The following is a 21,154-nucleotide window of genomic DNA, read 5'->3' on the forward strand; positions in this document are numbered from 1 at the left end:
TCGATGTCGAGCTGATCGTGCCGATCGCCATGGAAGAGAAGCTGCGCTTCGCTATCCGTGAAGGCGGCCGCACCGTCGGTGCCGGCATCGTCGTCACCATCAAGGAATAGTCGAGCCCGGCATTCGCCGGATCGACAAGAAAAGGGCGGTCTTCGGGCCGCCCTTTTCTTTTGCGGGGCTATCGGTTGCGGCCCTGTCGGCCGAACCCTGTTGCAAGGCTCCGGGCCTCGACTAGTATAGGTTGCATCGAGGGGCTTTTTCCAAATGGTTCCAAGGCGGTTTTTCCATCGTCGGGCATTGTGGCCGCTGGCTCTGACCTGCCTGCTCGCACTGCTCGTCACGGGTTCCGTAGCCGTTGCGGCGGATGCGGCGCCGGATCTTGGGCCGACGATGCGGTTCGGCATTGTCCGCAGCGATGCACCGGGGTGCGAGCCGATCTGCCCGGAATGGATATCGGCCGAGGGCTCGATAGAAGCCGGAACTCCGGCGCTCTTCAAACGCATGCTGAAGACGCTTGGCGGCCGGAAACTGCCTGTTGTCGTGGATTCTCCCGGCGGCAATGTCGAGGCGGCGCTGACGCTTGGCCGGCTGATCCGCAAGAACAAGCTCGATATCGCCATCGGCAAGACGGTGTTTTCCAGCTGCCAGCCCGGTGCGAAGGGATGCCAGGACCGTGACGCCCGCTACTTCGGCGATGTCATCGACTATGGCGCCATGTGCAATTCCGCCTGTCCTCTGATGTTTGCCGGCGGTATCAGGCGGGTGGCCGGCGAATGGGCCTATCTCGGCGTCCATCAGATCACCACGACCTACATCCGCACGAAATTGCAATACCGGACCACCTATCGCGTCGTGGGGGGCAAGAAGAAGATCCTCAACACAAAGATCGTCAGCCGCAAGAACGCCGGCAGCTACAAGACCTACGAGATGAGCAAGTCGGTGGAGAAAAAGCTGGCGGCCTATCTCAACCAGATGGGCATCGAACAAGGCATGCTCGAAACGATGAAGGGCACCCCGGCCAGCGAAATCCACCAGATCGCCCTCGACGACATGCTGGCAATGAAGCTGGTCACCAGTACGGACGCTGTTGGCCTGCTGACCGCGGCAAGCCTGTGCGAGTCCGGCCGCCTGGCCGCGAATTGCCGGGAGGTGCCGGGGAACAAGCCTGATGGCCTGACGGCGACCGCGGCCAAGCCAACGCTAGCGATCGAACCCGAGGCGGCGCGGCGCGATGAAGACATGCGCTTCGTCGTCGTTCGCGGCACCAATCCGCTCTGCAATCCAGACTGCCCGGAATGGATCTCGGCGGAAGGCGCGATCACCCCTCAGACCCCGCAGAAGCTGCGCCAGCTGCTCGCCATGCTCGGTAAACGGCAACTGCCTGTCGTGATCAGCTCGAGGGGAGGCGACCTGTTCAGCGCACTGGCGGCGGGACGGCTTATCCATGAAAAGAAGCTCGACGTCGCCGTTGGCCGCACCGATTTCGTCGGCTGTGACCCGGGAGCGTGGAATTGCCTGGCCAAGGAAGGCGCCTATGCCGGGCTGAGCATCGATGCGGGCGTGGAGTGCGATTCGGCCTGCGCGCTGATGCTTGCCGGCGGCATCAGGCGGCTTGTCGGTCCCCAGGCGCGACTTAGCCTCTACCCGATGGGGCAAAAGCAGATGGTCAAGGCCTATCTCGAGGAGATGGCGATCGGTCCCGCCCTGTTCGCGGCGATCGAGCGGCGCTCGGTCGAGCGCCGGCTGGAATCTGGCATGATGCTGAAGGTCGGCCTGACGACCGGCCTGCAATCGGTCGACGCGCTGACCGGCGCCACCATTTGCGAGGCGGTGCCAAGACCCGAGAATTGCCGGATCCGGCCTTCCGCCAATGCCGAGGCCGACGCGCCGGCCAAATTGTAGTGTGCGGCGGAGCCGGAACTGGCCATCGAGGCAGGTTGAGACATTTCCGATTGTTCCGCTATCGTCGCTGCTGGCGGCGCCAGGCATGCGGAGGATCGAGAATGAGCCAGGACATCCCGACACTCTACGAATGGGCCGGCGGCAGCGAGGCCCTGAACCGGCTGACCCAGACTTTCTATGACAAGGTGGCGCAGGACCCGATCGTCGGACCGGTGTTCAAGACCATGTCGCCGGATCATCCCGCCCATGTCGCGGCCTTCATCGGCGAGGTTTTCGGCGGACCGAAAACCTACAGCGAGCAGTTCGGCGGCCACCGCGAGATGGTCATGCACCATCTGGGCAAGCATCTGAGCGAGGAGCAGCGCCGGCGCTGGATCAGCCTCCTGGCCGATGCAGCCGACGCGGTCGGCCTGCCTGACGATCCCGAATTCCGTTCGGCCTTCATGGGCTATGTCGAATGGGGATCGCGTCTGGCCAAGACGAACTCCAACCTCGGCGAGACATGCGATCCCGAAACGGAACCGATGCCGGCCTGGGGCTGGGGCGTGCCGGGCGGCCCCTATCGGCCACAGGAGCCAAAGTAACTTCCCGCCGAACGGGCTGGTCGTCAGCTGTCCCGATTCTGGCGCAGGGGATTAAGGCACGTTTGCTTGCGAACCGCTCTTTACAGAGCGTGCGGAAGCTTTTAGGAAGCGCCGTCTGCGCCGACATGCGCACGATACGGGCATAGCTCAGTTGGTAGAGCGGCGGTCTCCAAAACCGCAGGTCGTAGGTTCGAGCCCTGCTGCCCGTGCCATTTCCCAAAATGGCGTTTCAAAACGATATTTCCATGGTCTGCCTTTGAAAATCGGCGACCCGCTTGCCATATAAGGTCGATTGGGGCATAAGAGCGCCATAGCCGGGACGGAACGACTGGATGGTTCCGAGGCGGTGTTTGGTCATAAAGCGGAGACTTGCCACTTGCGTGGATCAAGAATCGGTTTTATGTAGACGAAACAGACACGCGACGCGTGGAGCTGGGAAACCGGCTTTACGCGTCTGATTTGCATGGGCGAAATGATTGCGCTGATTCGGCGCGAAATCGCTCAGGCGGCACGTCCCGGCCAGCGGGATCATCCAGGAGACCCGGCCAACGGGTCTTGAAGACAGAGCGGCATATGGCTTCGAAAACCACAAATCCTTTCGTCTTTCTCCAGCAGGTCCGCGCGGAGACCGCCAAGGTGACTTGGCCGTCGCGGCGCGAAACGATGATCTCGACGGTGATGGTTCTGGCCTTCGCAGTGATCGCGATGATCTTTTTCTTCACCGCCGATCAGCTCATGGGCCTCGCGGTCGAACAGATTCTGGGCATCGGACGCTAAGTCCGGCGATTACGGAGAAGTCTTGAAATGACCGCGCGCTGGTACATCGTCCACGCCTATTCGAACTTTGAAAAGAAGGTCGCCGAGGATATCGAGAACAAGGCCAAGCAGAAGGGCCTGTCCGCCGACATCCACCAGATCGTGGTTCCGACCGAGAAGGTCGTCGAAGTTCGCCGCGGCCGCAAGGTCGATGCCGAGCGCAAGTTCTTCCCGGGCTACGTGCTCCTGAAGGCCAATCTGACCGATGCCGTGTTCTCGCTGGTCAAGAACACACCGAAGGTCACCGGCTTTCTGGGCGACTCCAAGCCGGTGCCGATCACCGAGGCGGAAGCGCAGCGCATCCTGAACCAGGTGCAGGAAGGCGTCGAGCGGCCCAAGCCCTCGGTCACGTTCGAGATCGGCGAAGCGATCCGCGTTTCGGACGGTCCCTTCGCGTCGTTCAACGGTTTCGTCCAGGAAGTGGACGAGGAGCGGGCGCGGCTCAAGGTGGAAGTTTCGATCTTCGGGCGCGCCGTGCCGGTCGATCTGGAATTCGGACAGGTCGAAAAGGGCTGATCCGAAATCCCTGACGCCGGTTTGGCGATCAGGGGAGGCGGCGCGGAAGCGCGGCCTGAGAACGGTGGGAGACGAATGCGGCTTTAGCCGGCCGCATGGATCGCACCACCAGACTGCAACCGCCGGCGTGACCGGCATAGACAAAGGCAGGAAAAGAGATGGCTAAGAAAATTGCAGGCCAGCTCAAGCTCCAGGTGAAAGCGGGATCGGCTACGCCGTCTCCCCCGATCGGCCCGGCGCTTGGTCAGCGTGGCATCAACATCATGGAATTCTGCAAGGCGTTCAACGCGCAGACCCAGGAAATGGAAAAGGGATCGCCGGTTCCGGTCGTCATCACCTACTATCAGGACAAGTCCTTCACCTTCGTCATGAAGACGGCGCCGGTGAGCTACTTCCTGAAGAAGGCGGCGAACCTGACGTCTGGTTCCAAGGAGCCGGGCAAGGTCAAGGCCGGTACGGTTTCGCGTGACAAGGTCCGCGAGATTGCCACCGCGAAGATGAAAGACCTGAACGCAAACGACGTCGAAGCGGCCATGCGCATGGTCGAGGGCTCCGCCCGCTCGATGGGTCTGGAAGTGGTGGGCTAAGATCATGGCAAAGATTGCAAAGCGCGTATCGAAGACCCGCGAAGGCATCGATCCCAACAAGGCTTATGCCTTGGGCGATGCGCTGAAGTTGCTCAAGGACCGTTCCTCGGTGAAGTTCGATGAGACCATCGAAGTCGCCATGAACCTCGGCGTCGACCCGCGCCATGCCGACCAGATGGTCCGCGGCGTGGTCAACCTGCCGAACGGCACCGGCCGCTCGGTGCGTGTCGCCGTGTTCGCCCGTGGCGACAAGGCAGACGAAGCCCGCGCCGCCGGCGCCGACATCGTTGGTGCCGAGGATCTGGTCGACATCGTCCAGAAGGGCACGATCGATTTCGATCGCTGCATCGCCACGCCGGACATGATGCCGCTGGTCGGCCGTCTGGGCAAAGTGCTCGGCCCGCGCGGCATGATGCCGAACCCGAAGGTCGGCACCGTCACCACCGACGTTGCCGCCGCCGTCAAGGCATCCAAGGGCGGCGCCGTCGAGTTCCGTGTCGAGAAGGCTGGCATCGTCCATGCCGGCGTCGGCAAGGTCTCGTTCGACGTCAAGGCCCTGGAAGAGAACATCCGCGCCTTCGCCGATGCGGTGACCAAGGCAAAGCCGACTGGCGCCAAGGGCAACTACGTCAAGAAGGTGTCTGTCACCTCGACGATGGGCCCGGGCCTCAAGCTCGACGTCTCGACACTCGTGGCGTCCTGATAAGTTTTGATCGAGATCGGCCGGTAAACGGCTGATCTGCAAAGAATTCCGGGCCTCCGACCTAGTTGGCGGCCCGGTACCGGAAGTCGAAAGGCTTCCGGACATCCTGTCCGAGATTGCAGGCGGCCCAGAAGCCTTAATTCGATTTGGGCCTGCATGAGACGGGTGAAGACCGGACAACGGAGCGATTGCTCCAATGAAAGGTTCGAACCGTGTTTGCCTTTTGTCTGCGCATCGCCGGCTTGACTGTCGATGTGGCGAAAGGGGGCAGGATCCTCGAGCGTCGTTCGGGAGATCCGTTACTGGATGGCCCGGCCGACAAAAGGCAACCCGACGCCTGTCCTCGTCAATGGGATGTTCCCGTTAACAGGATTGGGGTCAACTGGAGATAGGCAGTGGACAGAGCGGAAAAACGCGAACTCGTCACGGGCCTGAACGGTGCGTTCTCGAACGCAGGTTCAGTGGTCGTGGCCCACTACGCCGGTATCACCGTCGCGCAAATGAACGACCTTCGGTCGAAAATGCGCGCCGCCGGTGGCACCGTCAAAGTCGCGAAGAACCGTCTCGCCAAAATCGCTCTTCAGGGCACGGACTCCGCATCGATCATCGAGCTGTTCAAGGGACAGACGCTGATTGCTTATTCGGAGGATCCGATTGCGGCGCCGAAGGTCGCGTCCGATTTCGCCAAGGGAAATGACAAGCTCGTCATTCTCGGCGGCGCAATGGGCACCACCTCGCTCAATGCCGACGGTGTGAAGGCACTCGCCACACTTCCGTCGCTCGATGAGCTGCGCGCCAGGCTGGTTGGCATGATCGCCACGCCGGCAACCCGGATCGCCCAGATCGTCAATGCGCCAGCGGCCTCGGTCGCGCGCGTCATCGGCGCTTACGCCCGGAAGGACGAGGCGGCATGAGGCCGTTCCTCGCTATCACAAACACACGTTCGAACCTTATGAAGGAACACAACAATGGCTGATCTCGCAAAGATCGTAGACGACCTTTCGAAGCTGACCGTCCTCGAGGCGGCCGAGCTGTCGAAGCTTCTGGAAGAAAAGTGGGGCGTTTCCGCCGCTGCTCCGGTGGCTGTTGCCGCCGCTGGCGGTGGTGCGGCCGCGGCTGCTCCGGTCGAGGAAAAGACGGAATTCGACGTCGTCCTCACCGAGGCAGGCGCTCAGAAGATCAACGTCATCAAGGAAGTCCGCGCCATCACCGGTCTTGGCCTCAAGGAAGCCAAGGATCTGGTCGAAGCGGCTCCGAAGCCGGTCAAGGAAGCCGTTTCCAAGGCCGACGCTGACAAGTTCAAGGCTCAGCTGGAAGCAGCCGGCGCCAAGGTCGAACTGAAGTAAGCGTAAAAGCGGCGGGCGGCCTCGCGCCGTCCGCCACTCCCTTCGCCCGAAGGGAGAGCGCGTAACGCGAGATCTGCGAGAACCTCTTTCCTGAGGGCCGAAAACCGGCCTTCAGGAAACGGGTTTTCTCCCGTTCTAGCCGGCCGCCGACAGGCGCCGGGAAAACAGACAGAGGGTTGCCGCCAAGGTGGCCCAGCATGCAAGGCGAGCCGCGGCGAGGCTCGTCCCGAGTTTAGAGCTAAGGAGCGACGATGGCCCAGACCCAGACTTTCAATGGCCGCAGACGCGTACGCAAGTTCTTCGGAAAGATTCCGGAAGTTGCGGAGATGCCGAACCTGATCGAGGTTCAGAAGGCATCCTATGACCAGTTCCTGATGGTAGCGGAGCCCAAGGGTGGGCGTCCGGACGAGGGACTGCAGGCCGTTTTCAAGTCGGTCTTCCCGATCTCCGATTTTTCCGGCTCCTCGATGCTGGAGTTCGTGAAGTACGAGTTCGAAGGACCGAAATTCGACGTTGACGAATGCCGTCAGCGCGATCTCACCTATGCCGCGCCACTCAAGGTGACGCTGCGCCTCATCGTGTTCGATATCGACGAGGACACCGGCGCCAAGTCCATCAAGGACATCAAGGAGCAGGACGTCTACATGGGCGACATGCCGCTCATGACGCTCAACGGCACCTTCATCGTCAACGGCACCGAGCGCGTCATCGTTTCGCAGATGCACCGTTCGCCGGGCGTCTTCTTCGACCATGACAAGGGCAAGTCGCACTCGTCGGGCAAGCTTCTGTTTGCCGCGCGCGTCATCCCCTATCGCGGCTCGTGGCTCGACATCGAGTTCGATTCCAAGGACGTCGTGCACGCCCGCATCGATCGTCGCCGCAAGATTCCGGTGACGTCGCTGCTGATGGCGCTCGGCATGGACGGCGAAGAAATCCTGTCGACCTTCTACAACAAGATTACCTACAAGCGCGCCGGCGACCATTGGCGCATTCCGTTCAACGTCGAGCGTTTCCGCGGCCTCAAGGCCGTCGGCGACCTGGTCGATGCCGATACCGGCGAAGTCGTCGTCGAAGCCGGCAAGAAGATCACGGCACGTCAGGCGAGGGCGCTTGGCGAAAAGGGTCTGAAGGCGATCAAGGCGACCGACGAGGATCTGCTCGGCAACTATCTTGCCGAGGACATCGTCAACTACGCCACCGGCGAGATCTTCCTCGAGGCCGGCGACGAGATCGACGAGAAGACGCTGAAGGTTCTGCTCGGCACCGGCGAAGACGAGATCAAGGTTCTCGACATCGACCACGTCAATGTCGGCGCCTACATCCGCAACACGCTCAACGTCGACAAGAACGAGAGCCGCCAGGACGCGCTGTTCGACATCTATCGTGTCATGCGCCCCGGCGAGCCGCCGACGCTCGAAACCGCCGAAGCCATGTTCAACTCGCTGTTCTTCGACAGTGAGCGCTACGATCTGTCGGCCGTCGGCCGCGTCAAGATGAACATGCGCCTCGAGCTCAAGGCCGAGGACACCGTGCGCGTGCTGCGCAAGGACGACATCCTGGCCGTGGTCAGGACGCTGGTCGAACTGCGCGACGGCAAGGGCGAGATCGACGACATCGACAATCTCGGCAACCGCCGCGTGCGTTCGGTCGGCGAGCTGATGGAAAACCAGTACCGCGTCGGCCTGCTGCGCATGGAACGCGCGATCAAGGAGCGTATGTCCTCGATCGAGATCGACACGGTCATGCCGCAGGACCTGATCAACGCCAAGCCGGCGGCTGCCGCCGTGCGCGAGTTCTTCGGTTCCTCGCAGCTGTCGCAGTTCATGGACCAGACCAACCCGCTGTCGGAGATCACCCACAAGCGCCGCCTCTCGGCGCTTGGACCGGGCGGTCTGACCCGCGAGCGCGCCGGCTTCGAGGTGCGCGACGTGCACCCGACGCATTACGGCCGCATCTGCCCGATCGAGACGCCGGAAGGCCCGAATATCGGTCTGATCAACTCGCTGGCCACCTTCGCGCGCGTCAACAAGTACGGCTTCATCGAGAGCCCGTACCGCAAGATCGTCGACGGCAAGCTGACCAATGACGTCGTCTATCTCTCGGCGATGGAAGAGGCCAAGCACCATGTCGCGCAGGCCAACGCCGAGCTCGACAAGAACGGTGGTTTCGTCGACGAGTTCGTCATTTGCCGCAGCGCCGGCGAAGTGATGATGGCGCCGCGCGAAAACGTCGATCTGATGGACGTGTCGCCCAAGCAGATGGTGTCGGTGGCCGCGGCCCTGATTCCGTTCCTGGAAAACGACGACGCCAACCGTGCGCTGATGGGCTCGAACATGCAGCGTCAGGCCGTGCCGCTGGTGCGCGCCGAGGCGCCGTTCGTCGGCACCGGCATGGAGCCGATCGTTGCCCGTGACTCGGGCGCCGCCATCGGCGCCCGCCGCGGCGGCATCGTCGACCAGGTGGACGCGACGCGTATCGTTATCCGCGCCACCGAAGATCTCGATCCGGGCAAGTCCGGCGTCGACATCTACCGGCTGATGAAGTTCCAGCGTTCGAACCAGAACACCTGCATCAACCAGCGTCCGCTGGTTCGCATGGGTGACCTCGTCAACAAGGGCGACATCATCGCCGACGGTCCGTCGACCGAGCTCGGTGATCTGGCGCTCGGCCGCAACGTGCTGGTCGCGTTCATGCCGTGGAACGGCTACAACTACGAGGACTCGATCCTCCTGTCCGAACGCATCGTGGCCGATGACGTCTTCACCTCGATCCATATCGAGGAGTTTGAGGTCATGGCGCGCGATACCAAGCTCGGGCCGGAGGAAATCACGCGCGACATTCCGAACGTCTCGGAAGAAGCGCTGAAGAACCTCGACGAAGCCGGCATCGTCTACATCGGTGCGGAAGTTCAGCCGGGCGACATCCTGGTCGGCAAGATCACGCCGAAGGGCGAAAGCCCAATGACGCCGGAAGAGAAGCTTCTGCGCGCCATCTTCGGCGAAAAGGCATCCGATGTGCGCGACACCTCGATGCGCATGCCTCCTGGCACTTTCGGCACCGTCGTCGAGGTGCGCGTCTTCAATCGCCACGGTGTGGAGAAGGACGAGCGCGCCATGGCGATCGAGCGCGAGGAGATCGAACGCCTCGCCAAGGACCGCGACGACGAGCAGGCCATTCTGGACCGTAACGTCTACGCGCGTCTTTCCGACGTGCTCGTCGGCAAGGAAGCGATCGCCGGACCGAAGGGCTTCAAGAAGGGCTCGACGCTGTCCAAGGATACGCTCGACGAGTATCCGCGTTCGCAGTGGTGGCAGTTTGCCGTGGAGAACGAAAAGCTCCAGAGCGAACTGGAAGCCCTGCGTGGCCAGTACGACGATTCCAAGAAGGCGCTCGAACAGCGTTTCATGGACAAGGTCGAGAAGGTCCAGCGCGGCGACGAAATGCCTCCGGGCGTCATGAAGATGGTCAAGGTCTTCGTGGCCGTGAAGCGCAAGATGCAGCCCGGCGACAAGATGGCCGGCCGTCACGGCAACAAGGGTGTCGTGTCGCGGATCGTTCCGGTCGAGGACATGCCTTTCCTCGAGGACGGCACGCATGCCGATATCGTGCTCAACCCGCTGGGTGTGCCGAGCCGCATGAATGTCGGCCAGATCCTGGAAACGCATCTGGGCTGGGCATGCGCGGGCATGGGCAGGAAGATCGGCGAGCTGATCGACACGTACAAGGCAGCCGGCGACATCAAGCCGCTGCGCAAGACGCTCGAGAGCTTCATCCCGGCCAACGACCGCAACGAGCCGGTTCGTGACTATGACGACGAGAGCATCGTTCGCCTCAGCGAGCAGATGCGCCGCGGCGTCTCGATCGCGACCCCGGTGTTCGACGGCGCGCATGAGGCTGACATCAACATCATGCTGGAGCAGGCGGGCCTGCACACCAGCGGTCAGTCGCAGCTCTATGACGGACGCACGGGCGAGCCGTTCGATCGCAAGGTGACGATGGGCTACATATATATGCTCAAGCTTCACCATCTCGTGGACGACAAGATCCACGCGCGTTCGATCGGTCCGTACTCGCTCGTCACCCAGCAGCCGCTGGGCGGCAAGGCGCAGTTCGGTGGCCAGCGCTTCGGCGAGATGGAGGTCTGGGCACTCGAAGCATACGGCGCCGCCTACACGCTGCAGGAAATGCTGACGGTGAAGTCGGACGACGTCGCAGGCCGTACCAAGGTCTACGAGGCGATCGTCCGTGGCGACGACACCTTCGAGGCCGGCATCCCCGAGAGCTTCAACGTTCTCGTCAAGGAAATGCGGTCTCTCGGCCTCAATGTCGAGCTGGAGAACACCAAGCTCGACGACAACCCTGTCCGGCTGCCAGATGCTGCCGAATAGGGGCGCGGCCGAGTAAGGCAATGGCGCGCCACGGCTTTCCGCGGCGCGCCTCGATCATGATCCCGAAAAGTGGCTACCGGTTTTCGGATGGGATCATGCTCAACCAGGAAGTATTCGACGGCCAGTGGCCGACAAAGACGGCGGGCGTTTGGCTCGCGACTAGATGCAAGGGGTCTTCGAGGATCCCGAAAAGGAGAACGGCATGAACCAAGAGGTCATGAATCTCTTCAATCCCCAGGCGCCTGCGCAGGTGTTCGATTCCATCCGGATATCGCTCGCCAGCCCTGAGAAGATTCTGTCCTGGTCTTTCGGCGAGATCAAGAAGCCGGAGACCATCAACTACCGCACCTTCAAGCCGGAGCGTGACGGTCTGTTCTGCGCGCGCATTTTTGGCCCGATCAAGGACTATGAGTGCCTGTGCGGCAAGTACAAGCGCATGAAGTACAAGGGCGTCATCTGCGAGAAGTGCGGCGTTGAAGTCACGCTGTCGCGCGTTCGCCGCGAGCGCATGGGCCATATCGAACTGGCGGCACCGGTCGCCCATATCTGGTTCCTGAAGTCGCTGCCGTCGCGCATCGGCACGCTGCTCGACATGACCCTGAAGGACATCGAGCGCGTCCTCTACTTCGAGAACTACATCGTCACCGAACCTGGCCTCACCGCGCTGAAGGAGCACCAGCTGCTCAGCGAGGAAGAGTACATGATCGCCGTCGACGAGTATGGCGAGGATTCGTTCACCGCCATGATCGGCGCCGAGGCCATTCATGACCTCCTGGCCGGCATGGACTTGGAGAAGATCGCCGGCGACCTGCGTTCGGAACTGGCTTCGACCACCTCCGAGCTGAAGCAGAAGAAGTATCTGAAGCGGCTCAAGGTCGTCGAGAACTTCATGGAATCCGGCAACCGTCCGGAATGGATGATCATGAAGGTGGTTCCGGTGATCCCGCCGGACCTGCGCCCGCTGGTTCCTCTGGACGGCGGCCGCTTCGCCACGTCGGATCTGAACGACCTCTATCGCCGCGTCATCAACCGCAACAATCGTCTGAAGCGGCTGATCGAGCTGCGCGCTCCCGGCATCATCGTGCGCAATGAAAAGCGCATGCTGCAGGAAGCCGTCGATGCGCTGTTCGACAACGGCCGTCGCGGCCGCGTCATCACCGGCGCCAACAAGCGCCCGCTGAAGTCGCTGTCCGACATGCTCAAGGGCAAGCAGGGCCGGTTCCGTCAGAACCTGCTCGGCAAGCGCGTCGACTATTCCGGCCGCTCGGTCATCGTGACCGGTCCGGAGCTCAAGCTGCACCAGTGCGGCCTGCCCAAGAAGATGGCGCTCGAACTGTTCAAGCCCTTCATCTACGCCCGTCTCGACGCCAAGGGTTACTCCTCGACCGTCAAGCAGGCGAAGAAGCTGGTCGAAAAGGAGCGTCCGGAAGTCTGGGATATCCTCGACGAGGTCATCCGCGAACATCCGGTGCTGCTGAACCGTGCGCCGACGCTGCACCGTCTCGGCATCCAGGCGTTCGAGCCGATCCTGATCGAGGGCAAGGCGATCCAGTTGCACCCGCTGGTCTGCACGGCCTTCAACGCCGACTTCGACGGCGACCAGATGGCCGTTCACGTGCCGCTGTCGCTGGAAGCGCAGCTTGAAGCCCGCGTGCTGATGATGTCGACCAACAACATCCTGCACCCGGCTTCCGGCGCGCCGATCATCGTGCCGTCGCAGGACATGGTTCTGGGTCTCTACTATCTCTCGATCGTCAACCAGAACGAGCCGGGCGAGGGCATGGTGTTTGCCGACATGGGCGAACTCCAGCACGCGCTCGAGACCAAGGCCGTGACGCTGCACTCCAAGATCAAGGGTCGTTTCCGCACGGTCGACGCCGAAGGCAAGGTGGTGTCGAAGATCCATGACACCACGCCTGGCCGCATGATCATCGGCGAGCTTCTGCCGAAGAACGTCAACGTGCCTTACGAGACCGCCAACCAGGAGATGACCAAGAAGAACATCTCCAAGATGATCGACACCGTCTACCGCCATTGCGGTCAGAAGGAGACGGTCATTTTCTGCGATCGCATCATGGCTCTCGGCTTCAGCCATGCCTGCCGTGCCGGCATTTCGTTCGGCAAGGACGACATGCTGATCCCGGATGCCAAGATCAAGCTGGTCTCCGACACCGAGGCTTTGGCCAAGGAATACGAGCAGCAGTACAATGACGGTCTGATCACGCAGGGCGAGAAGTACAACAAGGTCGTCGACGCCTGGGCCAAGTGCTCGGAAAAGGTCGCCGACGAGATGATGGCCCGCATCAAGGCGGTCGAGTTCGAGGACAATGGCCGTCAGAAGCCGATGAACTCGATCTACATGATGTCGCACTCCGGTGCGCGTGGCTCGCCCACCCAGATGCGTCAGCTTGCCGGCATGCGCGGCCTTATGGCCAAGCCGTCGGGTGAAATCATCGAAACGCCGATCATCTCGAACTTCAAGGAAGGCCTGACCGTGCTCGAGTACTTCAACTCGACCCACGGCGCCCGCAAGGGTCTGGCCGACACCGCCTTGAAGACGGCGAACTCGGGTTACCTCACCCGTCGTCTGGTCGACGTGGCGCAGGACTGCATCGTCAACTCCGTCGACTGCGGCACCGACAAGGGCCTCACCATGCAGCCGATCGTCGATGCCGGTCAGGTCGTCGCTTCGGTCGGCCAGCGCGTGCTGGGCCGTACGTCGCTCGACGACATCACACATCCGGTGTCGGGCGAGATCCTGGTCAAGGCCGGAACGCTGATGGACGAGCGTGACGTGGAACAGATCGAAAAGGCCGGCGTCCAGTCGGTCCGCATCCGCTCGGCACTGACTTGCGAAGTCAGGGTTGGCGTCTGCGCGGTCTGCTACGGTCGCGATCTTGCCCGCGGCACCCCGGTCAACCAGGGCGAAGCCGTCGGCGTCATCGCGGCGCAGTCGATCGGCGAGCCGGGCACGCAGCTCACCATGCGTACCTTCCACATGGGCGGTACCGCGCAGGTGGTGGACAGCTCGTTCCTTGAAGCCTCGTATGAGGGCAAGGTCGAGATCCGCAACCGCAACGTGGTGCGCAACTCCGACGGCCAGCAGATGGTCATGGGCCGCAACATGGCGGTGCTGATCCTCGACGAAGCCGGCAAGGAGCGCGCCTCGCACCGTCTCACCTATGGTTCGCGCATCTTCGTGGACGATGGTGACAAGGTGAAGCGCGGCCAGCGTATCGCCGAGTGGGATCCCTATACCCGTCCAGTCCTCACCGAAATCGAGGGCAGGGTGTCGTACGAGGATCTGGTCGACGGCATTTCCGTTCAGGAAACGGCCGACGAGTCGACCGGCATCACCAAGCGTGAGGTCATCGACTGGCGCTCGACGCCACGCGGTAACGACCTGAAGCCGGCGATCGCGATCCAGGACGCCAAGGGCAAGGTCGGCAAGCTGTCGAAGGGCGGCGACGCGCGCTTCCTGCTCTCGGTCGAGGCCATTCTTTCGGTCGAGCCGGGCTCGCAGGTTCGTCCCGGCGACGTGCTGGCGCGTATTCCGATGGAAAGCGCCAAGACCAAGGACATCACCGGCGGTCTGCCGCGTGTTGCCGAACTGTTCGAGGCACGTCGTCCGAAGGATCACGCCATCATCGCCGAGATCGACGGCACGATCCGCTTCGGCCGCGACTACAAGAACAAGCGTCGCATCATCATCGAGCCGCATGACTCGACGCTTGAGCCGGTCGAATACCTGATCCCGAAGGGCAAGCCGTTCCATCTCCAGGACGGCGACGTCATCGAGAAGGGCGACTACATCCTCGACGGCAATCCGGCGCCGCACGACATCCTGGCGATCAAGGGCGTGGAGGCACTTGCTTCCTACCTCGTCAACGAGATCCAGGAAGTCTATCGTCTGCAGGGCGTGCAGATCAACGACAAGCACATCGAGGTGATCGTTCGCCAGATGCTGCAGAAGGTCGAGATCACGGTGCAGGGCGACTCGACCTACATTCCGGGCGATCATGTCGACGTGATCGAACTGGAAGAGGTCAACGAGCGTCTGGTCGAGGACGGCAAGAAGCCGGCCGAAGGCCTGCCGGTGCTGCTCGGCATCACCAAGGCATCGCTGCAGACGCCATCCTTCATCTCGGCCGCCTCCTTCCAGGAGACGACCCGAGTGCTGACGGAAGCCGCGGTTGCCGGCAAGACCGACATGCTGCAGGGACTGAAGGAAAACGTCATCGTCGGCCGGCTTATCCCGGCCGGCACCGGCGGCACGATGAGCCAGATTCGGCGCATCGCCACCTCGCGCGACGAACTGATCATCGACGAGCGCCGCAAGGCCTCGGGTGTGGAAGTCGCCGAGCCGATGCTGGCCGACATGACAACCGCCGCGCAGTAAGCGGACGGAAAGGGAAGAGGAAAAGGGGCCGAATGGCCCCTTTTCGCGTTTAGGTCTCCAATTGGATCGGAGAAGAAAACGATGAGCAAAAGAAGCTGGGCGGCAGTCGACGACTACATCGTCGGTTCCCTGTTTGAGGCGGACCCCGTGCTTGATGCCGTTCTGGCGGCCAACCACGATCAGGGCCTGCCGGCGATCGACGTGTCGCCGGCGCAGGGCAAGCTGCTTTCCCTTCTTGCGCGGATGCGGGGAGCCAAAAAGGTTCTCGAAATCGGCACGCTGGGCGGCTATTCGACCATCTGGATGGCGCGCGCACTGCCTGCCGACGGCAAGATCGTGACACTTGGACTCGACCCGCATCACGCCAGCGTCGCGCGATCGAATTTCGAGCGGGCAGGCGTCTTGGAGCGGGTGGAACTGCGGGTCGGTCCGGCGCTTCAGTCGCTTGCAGCACTTGGCGCCGAGCATGCCGGTCCATTCGACTTCATCTTCATCGATGCCGACAAGCCGAACAATCCGCACTACCTATCCTGGGCCATGCGGTTGTCGCGGCCCGGAACCGTCATCGTCTGCGACAACGTCATCCGCGACGGCGCAGTGCTCGATCAGGGTGGCCGTGATCCCAATGTAGAAGGGGCACGCGCCGCATTCTCGTTCATCGGCAGCGAGAAGCGTCTGGACGGCACCGCCATCCAGACCGTCGGCGCCAAAGGCTATGATGGCTTTGCCATTGCGATTGTGGAGTGACGGCCGATCGGCGAACAGCCAAGCCGCCCCTGTTCAATCGAAAAAAGCCTCGACCACGTTGCGCTTGCCGAGCATGAAGGCGTCGGCCACATGCTGGAGGGGCGCGAGGTCGACATCGGAGGTGCCGGCGCGCACGATTTCGGCAAAGCGCTTGTAGAGCATCGGGTACTCGGCCTCCGGCTCGTCATGAACCACCTTGCCGTCGATGGCGAGCTTCGAGCCGCCGCCCGACAGCACCATGGCGCCCTTGTCGGTCTCGGCCAGGATGTCCCAGCTTTGCGGGCCGGTCTGCAGCCAGTCGAGATCCATCGTCACCGGCAATCCATTCGAGGTGCGGAAGGCGACGCGCGCGGCAACCGGGGAGGCGCGGTTTTCGGGAAAATCCAACACCGCCGAGGTGATGAACATCGCCGGCAGGATATGGGTGGCAATCGAGAGCGCGTTGATGCCGGGATCGAAGACGCCAAAACCGCCGGGAGCCCAGATCCATTCCTGGTTCGGGTGCCAGCGGCGCACATCTTCCTTCCAGTTGATGGCGGCCGACTTGATCTTGGTCGTGTCGAGAAATGCGCGCGCGGCCTCGACCGCCGGCGCATAGCGCGAGTGCCAGCTGGCGAACAGCGAGACGCCGTTCTGCGCGGCCAATGTCTTGAGGTCCTCGACCTCGCTGACAGTGGCGCCAGGCGGCTTCTCCAGGAAGACATGCTTCTTCGCCATCAGCGCGGTGCGCGCCGCGTAGTAGCGGAACTGCGGCGGCATGCAGAGCGACACGGCCTCGAGTTCGGGAACGGCATCGAGCATGGCTTCGATATCAGTGAAATTGGGGATGTCTTCTACCTTGCCATGCCGGCTTGCGGCCGCGATGAGGCGATAGTCCTGGTCTTTCGCCAGAGCCGGCAGATGCTGGTCGTGGACGATCTTGCCGACGCCGACGATGCCTATCTTGATGGGCTGGGACACGGCCGCTCCGTCTGTTTGATGATGGTGATGGTTTCTTATCAGAACACTTGCCCCGGGCAAGCCGAAGCCGAGCAGGCAAGCTCAGCCTTCCTCGAGCGGCAGTGCACATTTTTGGCTGGGAAGGCCTCGGTCGCCGATTCGTCTCGGTAGCCGATTCGAAAGCTGGACCGGGAGGTCGGGGTCAGATCGGCACGTCGAAGGTGACGATCGACACTTCGCCTTCGAGCGCGCCCTGGAAGGCGGAGATATGCGGCTCTTCGTCGGGGATGCCGTCCATGTCGCCGATCTGGTCGAGCTCGGCCTCGGCGTACCCTTCGGCGGCAAGCGATTCGAGTGCCCGGCGCACCGCCGAATCGTCGTCGGGCGCAACCAGCATGACGTGGACGCCTTCCGGTTTGCCGCCTTTTTTCTTCCACACCCGGCCGGTGATGATGGTGACCGGGCGTTCTTCGTTGTCGTTCACGGGCCGATTCCTCTTGGCAGCGGGTGGGCGGGCGAGGGGGTTTTGACTGCTCATGCGGCCTTTTCGCATGAAGCAAGGCCGCGCAACAGCGCAAACCCATTCACTTTGCCTGAAGGCTTGTCACTTTCTTCCTCGCTCTTGCAAAAATGCGAAAGAAAATTACATGCGGTTTTCGCATGGCTGCCAAGCCTTGGTCGGCGTGCAATATTTGGTGCTCCGGGCTTGACGGTCCGCGGTCTTACGAGTAGAAGCCGCCCAGTCAGAACCGATGTGAGGCTCTCCCTTCCGAAGCGACACGCTTTGGAGTTTGCCTCAAACAGGGTTCGTTTTACGAGCGAAAAGACATTTCCGGCGTGCACGAAGCGGCTTCCGCTTCCTCTGCCTTTTGTTCGGGCAAGACCGCGAGGCGCGGTTTATGGCCCGAATTTGCGTATGGAAATGACGCTTTGAGCGGCCCTGACCGGGCGAGACACGGAATTGAGAGACAAGAGGGTTTAATGCCTACCGTCAACCAGCTGATCCGCAAGCCGCGCATTGCGCCGGTGAAGCGCAACAAGGTCCCGGCCATGCAGCAGAACCCGCAGAAGCGGGGCGTTTGCACGCGCGTCTATACAACGACGCCGAAGAAGCCGAACTCGGCGCTGCGCAAGGTGGCCAAGATCCGCCTGACCAATGGTTTTGAAGTGATCGGGTACATCCCCGGCGAAGGCCACAACCTTCAGGAGCACTCCGTGGTCATGATCCGCGGCGGCCGCGTCAAGGATCTTCCGGGCGTTCGCTACCACATCATCCGCGGCGTGCTCGACACGCAGGGTGTGAAGAACCGCAAGCAGCGCCGTTCGAAGTACGGCGCCAAGCGTCCGAAGTAAGGGGCGTCCGAAGTAAGATTTTCCGGCCTTGGCGCTGCTTGAGTGCGTCGGGCTATGAGATTGAGAGACAAAAGCCATGTCGCGTCGTCACAGTGCAGAAAAGCGTGAGATCAATCCGGACCCGAAGTTCGGCGATCTGATCGTCACCAAGTTCATGAACGCCGTTATGTATGACGGCAAGAAGTCGGTCGCCGAGACCATCGTCTACGGCGCGCTCGACCAGGTTCAGTCGAAGACCAAGCAGGAGCCGGTCACCGTCTTCCATCAGGCGCTCGACAATGTCGCGCCGCATGTTGAAGTGCGTTCGCGTCGTGTCGGCGGCGCCACCTACCAGGTTCCGGTCGACGTGCGCCCCGAGCGCCGCCAGGCATTGGCCATTCGCTGGCTGATCGCAGCGGCCCGCAACCGCAACGAGACCACGATGGTCGACCGCCTCTCCGGCGAGCTGATGGATGCGGCCAACAACCGCGGCACGGCAGTCAAGAAGCGTGAAGACACCCACAAGATGGCTGAAGCCAACCGCGCTTTCGCGCACTACCGCTGGTAAAGCGCGAACGAGACTGAGAGGCAGCTACGATGGCCCGCGAATACAAGATCGAAGACTACCGCAATTTCGGTATCATGGCGCATATTGACGCCGGCAAGACGACGACCACCGAGCGCGTCCTCTACTACACGGGCAAGTCGCACAAGATCGGCGAAGTCCACGACGGCGCTGCCACCATGGATTGGATGGAGCAGGAGCAGGAGCGCGGCATCACCATCACGTCCGCCGCGACCACGACCTTCTGGAAGGCTCGTGACGGCAAGATGCACCGCTTCAACATCATCGACACCCCCGGCCACGTCGACTTCACCATCGAAGTCGAGCGTTCGCTGCGCGTTCTCGACGGCGCCATCGCGCTGCTCGATGCCAATGCCGGCGTTGAGCCGCAGACCGAGACCGTCTGGCGCCAGGCCGACAAGTACCGCGTTCCGCGCATGATCTTCTGCAACAAGATGGACAAGATCGGCGCCGACTTCTATCGCTCGGTCGAGATGATCGGCTCGCGCCTCGGTGCGCATGCCGTTGTCATGCAGCTGCCGATCGGCGCCGAGACCGAGTTCAAGGGTGTCGTCGACCTCGTCGAGATGAACGCGCTGGTCTGGCGCGACGAGACGCTGGGCGCTGCCTGGGATGTCGTCGAGATCCCGGACGACCTCAAGGCTCGTGCCGAAGAATACCGCGAGAAGATGATCGAGGCCGCCGTCGAAATGGACGAGACGGCGCTTGAGAATTACCTCGAAGGCAAGATGCCGTCGAATGACGAGATCCGTGCGCTGATCCGCAAGGGCACCATCGCGGTGAAGTTCTACCCGATGTTCTGTGGCTCGGCCTTCAAGAACAAGGGCGTGCAGCCGCTGCTCGACGCCGTCGTCGAATATCTGCCGTCGCCCGCCGATGTTCCCGCCATCAAGGGCGTCGATGCCAAGACCGACGCCGAGATCGAGCGTCATGCCGACGACAACGAGCCGCTGTCGATGCTCGCCTTCAAGATCATGAACGACCCGTTCGTCGGTTCGTTGACCTTTGCCCGCATCTATTCGGGCAAGCTCACCAAGGGCATCTCGGTCGACAACACCGTGAAGGGCAAGAAAGAGCGCATCGGCCGCATGCTGCAGATGCATGCGAATTCGCGCGCCGACGTCGAAGAGGCTTTTGCAGGCGACATCGTTGCTCTTGCCGGTCTCAAGGACACGACCACCGGTGACACGCTGAGCGATCCGCTGCATCCGGTCATTCTCGAGCGCATGGAATTCCCCGATCCGGTCATCCAGATCGCCATCGAGCCGAAGACCAAGAACGACCAGGAAAAGATGGGCCTCGCCCTTCACCGCCTGGCCGCCGAGGATCCGTCCTTCCGCGTCAAGACCGACGAGGAAAGCGGCCAGACCATCATTTCCGGCATGGGCGAACTTCACCTGGACATCATCGTCGACCGCATGCGTCGCGAGTTCAAGGTCGAGGCCAATGTCGGCGCACCGCAGGTGGCTTATCGCGAGACCATCACCCGCAGGCACGAGCAGGATTACACGCACAAGAAGCAGACCGGCGGTACCGGTCAGTTCGCTCGCGTCAAGATCGTCTTCGAGCCGAACCCGGACAGCAGCGAGTTCGAGTTCGAGACCAAGATCGTCGGCGGCGCCGTGCCGAAGGAATACATCCCGGGTGTCGAAAAGGGCATCAACAGCGTCATGACCTCGGGTCCGTTCGCGGGCTTCCCGATGATCGGCGTCAAGGCGACCCTGATCGACGGCGCTTACCACGATGTCGACTCCAGCGTTCTGGCCTTCGAAATCGCCGGCCGCGCCTGCTTCCGTGAAGCCGCACCCAAGCTTGGCGTGCAGCTGTTGGAGCCGATCATGAAGGTCGAAGTGGTGACGCCGGAAGATTACGTCGGCAGCGTCATCGGCGATCTGAACGGTCGTCGTGGCCAGATCCAGGGCCAGGAAGCGCGCGGCGTGGCCGTCGTCATCAACGCGATGGTGCCGCTCGCCAACATGTTCAAGTATGTCGACAACCTGCGCTCGATGAGCCAGGGCCGTGCGGCCTACACCATGCAGTTCGATCACTATGAGCCGGTTCCGACCGCAGTGGCTCAGGAAGTCCAGAAGAAATACGCCTAAGGGTTTCTTAGCCACCGGGTCGCGCTCCTTGCGCGGTGCCGGATCTGAAGAGCGAATAACAATATCCCCTTAGCGGGTAGAATAGACGGAGAACGATTATGGCCAAAGGTAAATTCGAGCGTAACAAGCCTCACGTGAACATCGGCACGATTGGCCACGTCGACCATGGCAAGACGTCGCTGACGGCGGCGATCACCAAGTATTTTG

18 protein-coding genes and 1 tRNA gene are annotated in these 21,154 nt (G+C 62.0%); 17 read left to right on the forward strand and 2 right to left on the reverse strand.

The window, feature by feature from the left end; translation table 11 throughout:
* The 13 genes from NKI66_RS31845 to NKI66_RS31905 all read left to right on the forward strand — a co-directional run.
* The coding region (locus tag NKI66_RS31845) for an EF-Tu C-terminal domain-related protein (protein ID WP_502900317.1) at window positions 1–110 on the forward strand (110 nt) is incomplete at its 5' end.
* 154 nt (window positions 111–264) lie between these two features.
* Complete coding sequence (locus NKI66_RS31850; protein WP_352753970.1) at window positions 265–1,902, forward strand: COG3904 family protein; 1,638 nt, start codon at window positions 265–267, stop codon at window positions 1,900–1,902.
* 101 nt (window positions 1,903–2,003) lie between these two features.
* The gene (locus NKI66_RS31855) at window positions 2,004–2,486 is read left to right on the forward strand and encodes a group II truncated hemoglobin (RefSeq protein ID WP_352753972.1); all 483 of its coding nucleotides are present in this window, start codon (window positions 2,004–2,006) and stop codon (window positions 2,484–2,486) included.
* Window positions 2,487–2,622: 136 nt separating this feature from the next.
* Window positions 2,623–2,698 (forward strand) — tRNA-Trp (locus NKI66_RS31860).
* A gap of 361 nt (window positions 2,699–3,059) precedes the next feature.
* Complete coding sequence (gene secE / locus NKI66_RS31865) at window positions 3,060–3,263, forward strand: preprotein translocase subunit SecE (protein WP_013531408.1); 204 nt, start codon at window positions 3,060–3,062, stop codon at window positions 3,261–3,263.
* A gap of 27 nt (window positions 3,264–3,290) precedes the next feature.
* Window positions 3,291–3,818, forward strand: a complete 528-nt coding sequence (nusG, locus tag NKI66_RS31870; protein ID WP_013531409.1) for a transcription termination/antitermination protein NusG — start codon at window positions 3,291–3,293, stop codon at window positions 3,816–3,818.
* A gap of 158 nt (window positions 3,819–3,976) precedes the next feature.
* Window positions 3,977–4,405: a 50S ribosomal protein L11 gene (rplK, locus tag NKI66_RS31875; RefSeq protein WP_013531410.1), complete on the forward strand. Its 429-nt coding sequence runs from the start codon at window positions 3,977–3,979 to the stop codon at window positions 4,403–4,405.
* Between the two features lie 4 nt (window positions 4,406–4,409).
* The gene (gene rplA, locus NKI66_RS31880; RefSeq protein WP_127295767.1) at window positions 4,410–5,108 is read left to right on the forward strand and encodes a 50S ribosomal protein L1; all 699 of its coding nucleotides are present in this window, start codon (window positions 4,410–4,412) and stop codon (window positions 5,106–5,108) included.
* 395 nt (window positions 5,109–5,503) lie between these two features.
* Window positions 5,504–6,022 carry a 50S ribosomal protein L10 gene (rplJ, locus tag NKI66_RS31885; RefSeq protein WP_013531412.1) on the forward strand — a complete coding sequence of 173 codons (519 nt, stop codon included), beginning with the start codon at window positions 5,504–5,506 and terminating at the stop codon, window positions 6,020–6,022.
* 54 nt (window positions 6,023–6,076) lie between these two features.
* Window positions 6,077–6,454, forward strand: a complete 378-nt coding sequence (gene rplL / locus NKI66_RS31890) for a 50S ribosomal protein L7/L12 (RefSeq protein WP_027038853.1) — start codon at window positions 6,077–6,079, stop codon at window positions 6,452–6,454.
* 251 nt (window positions 6,455–6,705) lie between these two features.
* Window positions 6,706–10,842, forward strand: coding sequence for a DNA-directed RNA polymerase subunit beta (gene rpoB / locus NKI66_RS31895; RefSeq protein ID WP_023814288.1), 4,137 nt, complete (start codon window positions 6,706–6,708; stop codon window positions 10,840–10,842).
* Window positions 10,843–11,044: 202 nt separating this feature from the next.
* Entirely contained in the window at window positions 11,045–15,241 is a 4,197-nt protein-coding gene (gene rpoC / locus NKI66_RS31900) for a DNA-directed RNA polymerase subunit beta' (protein WP_023814289.1), read from the forward strand.
* A gap of 81 nt (window positions 15,242–15,322) precedes the next feature.
* Window positions 15,323–15,988 (forward strand): O-methyltransferase, encoded by a 666-nt coding sequence (locus tag NKI66_RS31905; protein WP_023814290.1) that lies wholly within the window; start codon window positions 15,323–15,325, stop codon window positions 15,986–15,988.
* Between the two features lie 33 nt (window positions 15,989–16,021).
* On the opposite strand, the gene NKI66_RS31910 is transcribed toward NKI66_RS31905, so the two are convergent.
* Together NKI66_RS31910 and NKI66_RS31915 are read right to left on the reverse strand one after the other, a co-directional pair.
* Entirely contained in the window at window positions 16,022–16,948 is a 927-nt protein-coding gene (locus NKI66_RS31910) for a Gfo/Idh/MocA family protein (RefSeq protein ID WP_352753974.1), read from the reverse strand.
* Window positions 16,949–17,129: 181 nt separating this feature from the next.
* Complete coding sequence (locus NKI66_RS31915; RefSeq protein WP_013531420.1) at window positions 17,130–17,411, reverse strand: transcriptional regulator; 282 nt, start codon at window positions 17,409–17,411, stop codon at window positions 17,130–17,132.
* Window positions 17,412–17,908: 497 nt separating this feature from the next.
* Here NKI66_RS31915 and rpsL point away from each other — a divergent pair, with 497 nt between their 5' ends.
* The 4 genes from rpsL to NKI66_RS31935 form a co-directional block, all read left to right on the forward strand.
* Window positions 17,909–18,280 carry a 30S ribosomal protein S12 gene (gene rpsL / locus NKI66_RS31920; protein ID WP_006333356.1) on the forward strand — a complete coding sequence of 124 codons (372 nt, stop codon included), beginning with the start codon at window positions 17,909–17,911 and terminating at the stop codon, window positions 18,278–18,280.
* Window positions 18,281–18,356: 76 nt separating this feature from the next.
* Complete coding sequence (rpsG, locus tag NKI66_RS31925) at window positions 18,357–18,827, forward strand: 30S ribosomal protein S7 (RefSeq protein ID WP_008875664.1); 471 nt, start codon at window positions 18,357–18,359, stop codon at window positions 18,825–18,827.
* Between the two features lie 29 nt (window positions 18,828–18,856).
* Complete coding sequence (gene fusA, locus NKI66_RS31930) at window positions 18,857–20,947, forward strand: elongation factor G (protein WP_023762913.1); 2,091 nt, start codon at window positions 18,857–18,859, stop codon at window positions 20,945–20,947.
* Between the two features lie 98 nt (window positions 20,948–21,045).
* Window positions 21,046–21,154 (forward strand): GTP-binding protein (locus NKI66_RS31935; protein ID WP_352556263.1); only part of this gene is annotated, 109 nt, incomplete at its 3' end.

Origin of the sequence: Mesorhizobium sp. M0518 (genome assembly GCF_040321125.1) — a bacterium.
In the GTDB taxonomy this organism is placed as follows: Bacteria; Pseudomonadota; Alphaproteobacteria; order Rhizobiales; family Rhizobiaceae; genus Mesorhizobium.

What these genes read in the sequence shown, in the direction of transcription:
- NKI66_RS31850 (WP_352753970.1), top strand. Translation starts at nt 265, where the DNA reads ATGGTTCCAAGGCGGTTTTTCCATCGTCGGGCATTGTGGCCGCTGGCT.
- NKI66_RS31855 (WP_352753972.1), top strand. Translation starts at nt 2,004, where the DNA reads ATGAGCCAGGACATCCCGACACTCTACGAATGGGCCGGCGGCAGCGAG.
- secE (WP_013531408.1), top strand. Translation starts at nt 3,060, where the DNA reads ATGGCTTCGAAAACCACAAATCCTTTCGTCTTTCTCCAGCAGGTCCGC.
- nusG (WP_013531409.1), top strand. Translation starts at nt 3,291, where the DNA reads ATGACCGCGCGCTGGTACATCGTCCACGCCTATTCGAACTTTGAAAAG.
- rplK (WP_013531410.1), top strand. Translation starts at nt 3,977, where the DNA reads ATGGCTAAGAAAATTGCAGGCCAGCTCAAGCTCCAGGTGAAAGCGGGA.
- rplA (WP_127295767.1), top strand. Translation starts at nt 4,410, where the DNA reads ATGGCAAAGATTGCAAAGCGCGTATCGAAGACCCGCGAAGGCATCGAT.
- rplL (WP_027038853.1), top strand. Translation starts at nt 6,077, where the DNA reads ATGGCTGATCTCGCAAAGATCGTAGACGACCTTTCGAAGCTGACCGTC.
- rpoB (WP_023814288.1), top strand. Translation starts at nt 6,706, where the DNA reads ATGGCCCAGACCCAGACTTTCAATGGCCGCAGACGCGTACGCAAGTTC.
- rpoC (WP_023814289.1), top strand. Translation starts at nt 11,045, where the DNA reads ATGAACCAAGAGGTCATGAATCTCTTCAATCCCCAGGCGCCTGCGCAG.
- NKI66_RS31905 (WP_023814290.1), top strand. Translation starts at nt 15,323, where the DNA reads ATGAGCAAAAGAAGCTGGGCGGCAGTCGACGACTACATCGTCGGTTCC.
- rpsL (WP_006333356.1), top strand. Translation starts at nt 17,909, where the DNA reads ATGCCTACCGTCAACCAGCTGATCCGCAAGCCGCGCATTGCGCCGGTG.
- rpsG (WP_008875664.1), top strand. Translation starts at nt 18,357, where the DNA reads ATGTCGCGTCGTCACAGTGCAGAAAAGCGTGAGATCAATCCGGACCCG.
- fusA (WP_023762913.1), top strand. Translation starts at nt 18,857, where the DNA reads ATGGCCCGCGAATACAAGATCGAAGACTACCGCAATTTCGGTATCATG.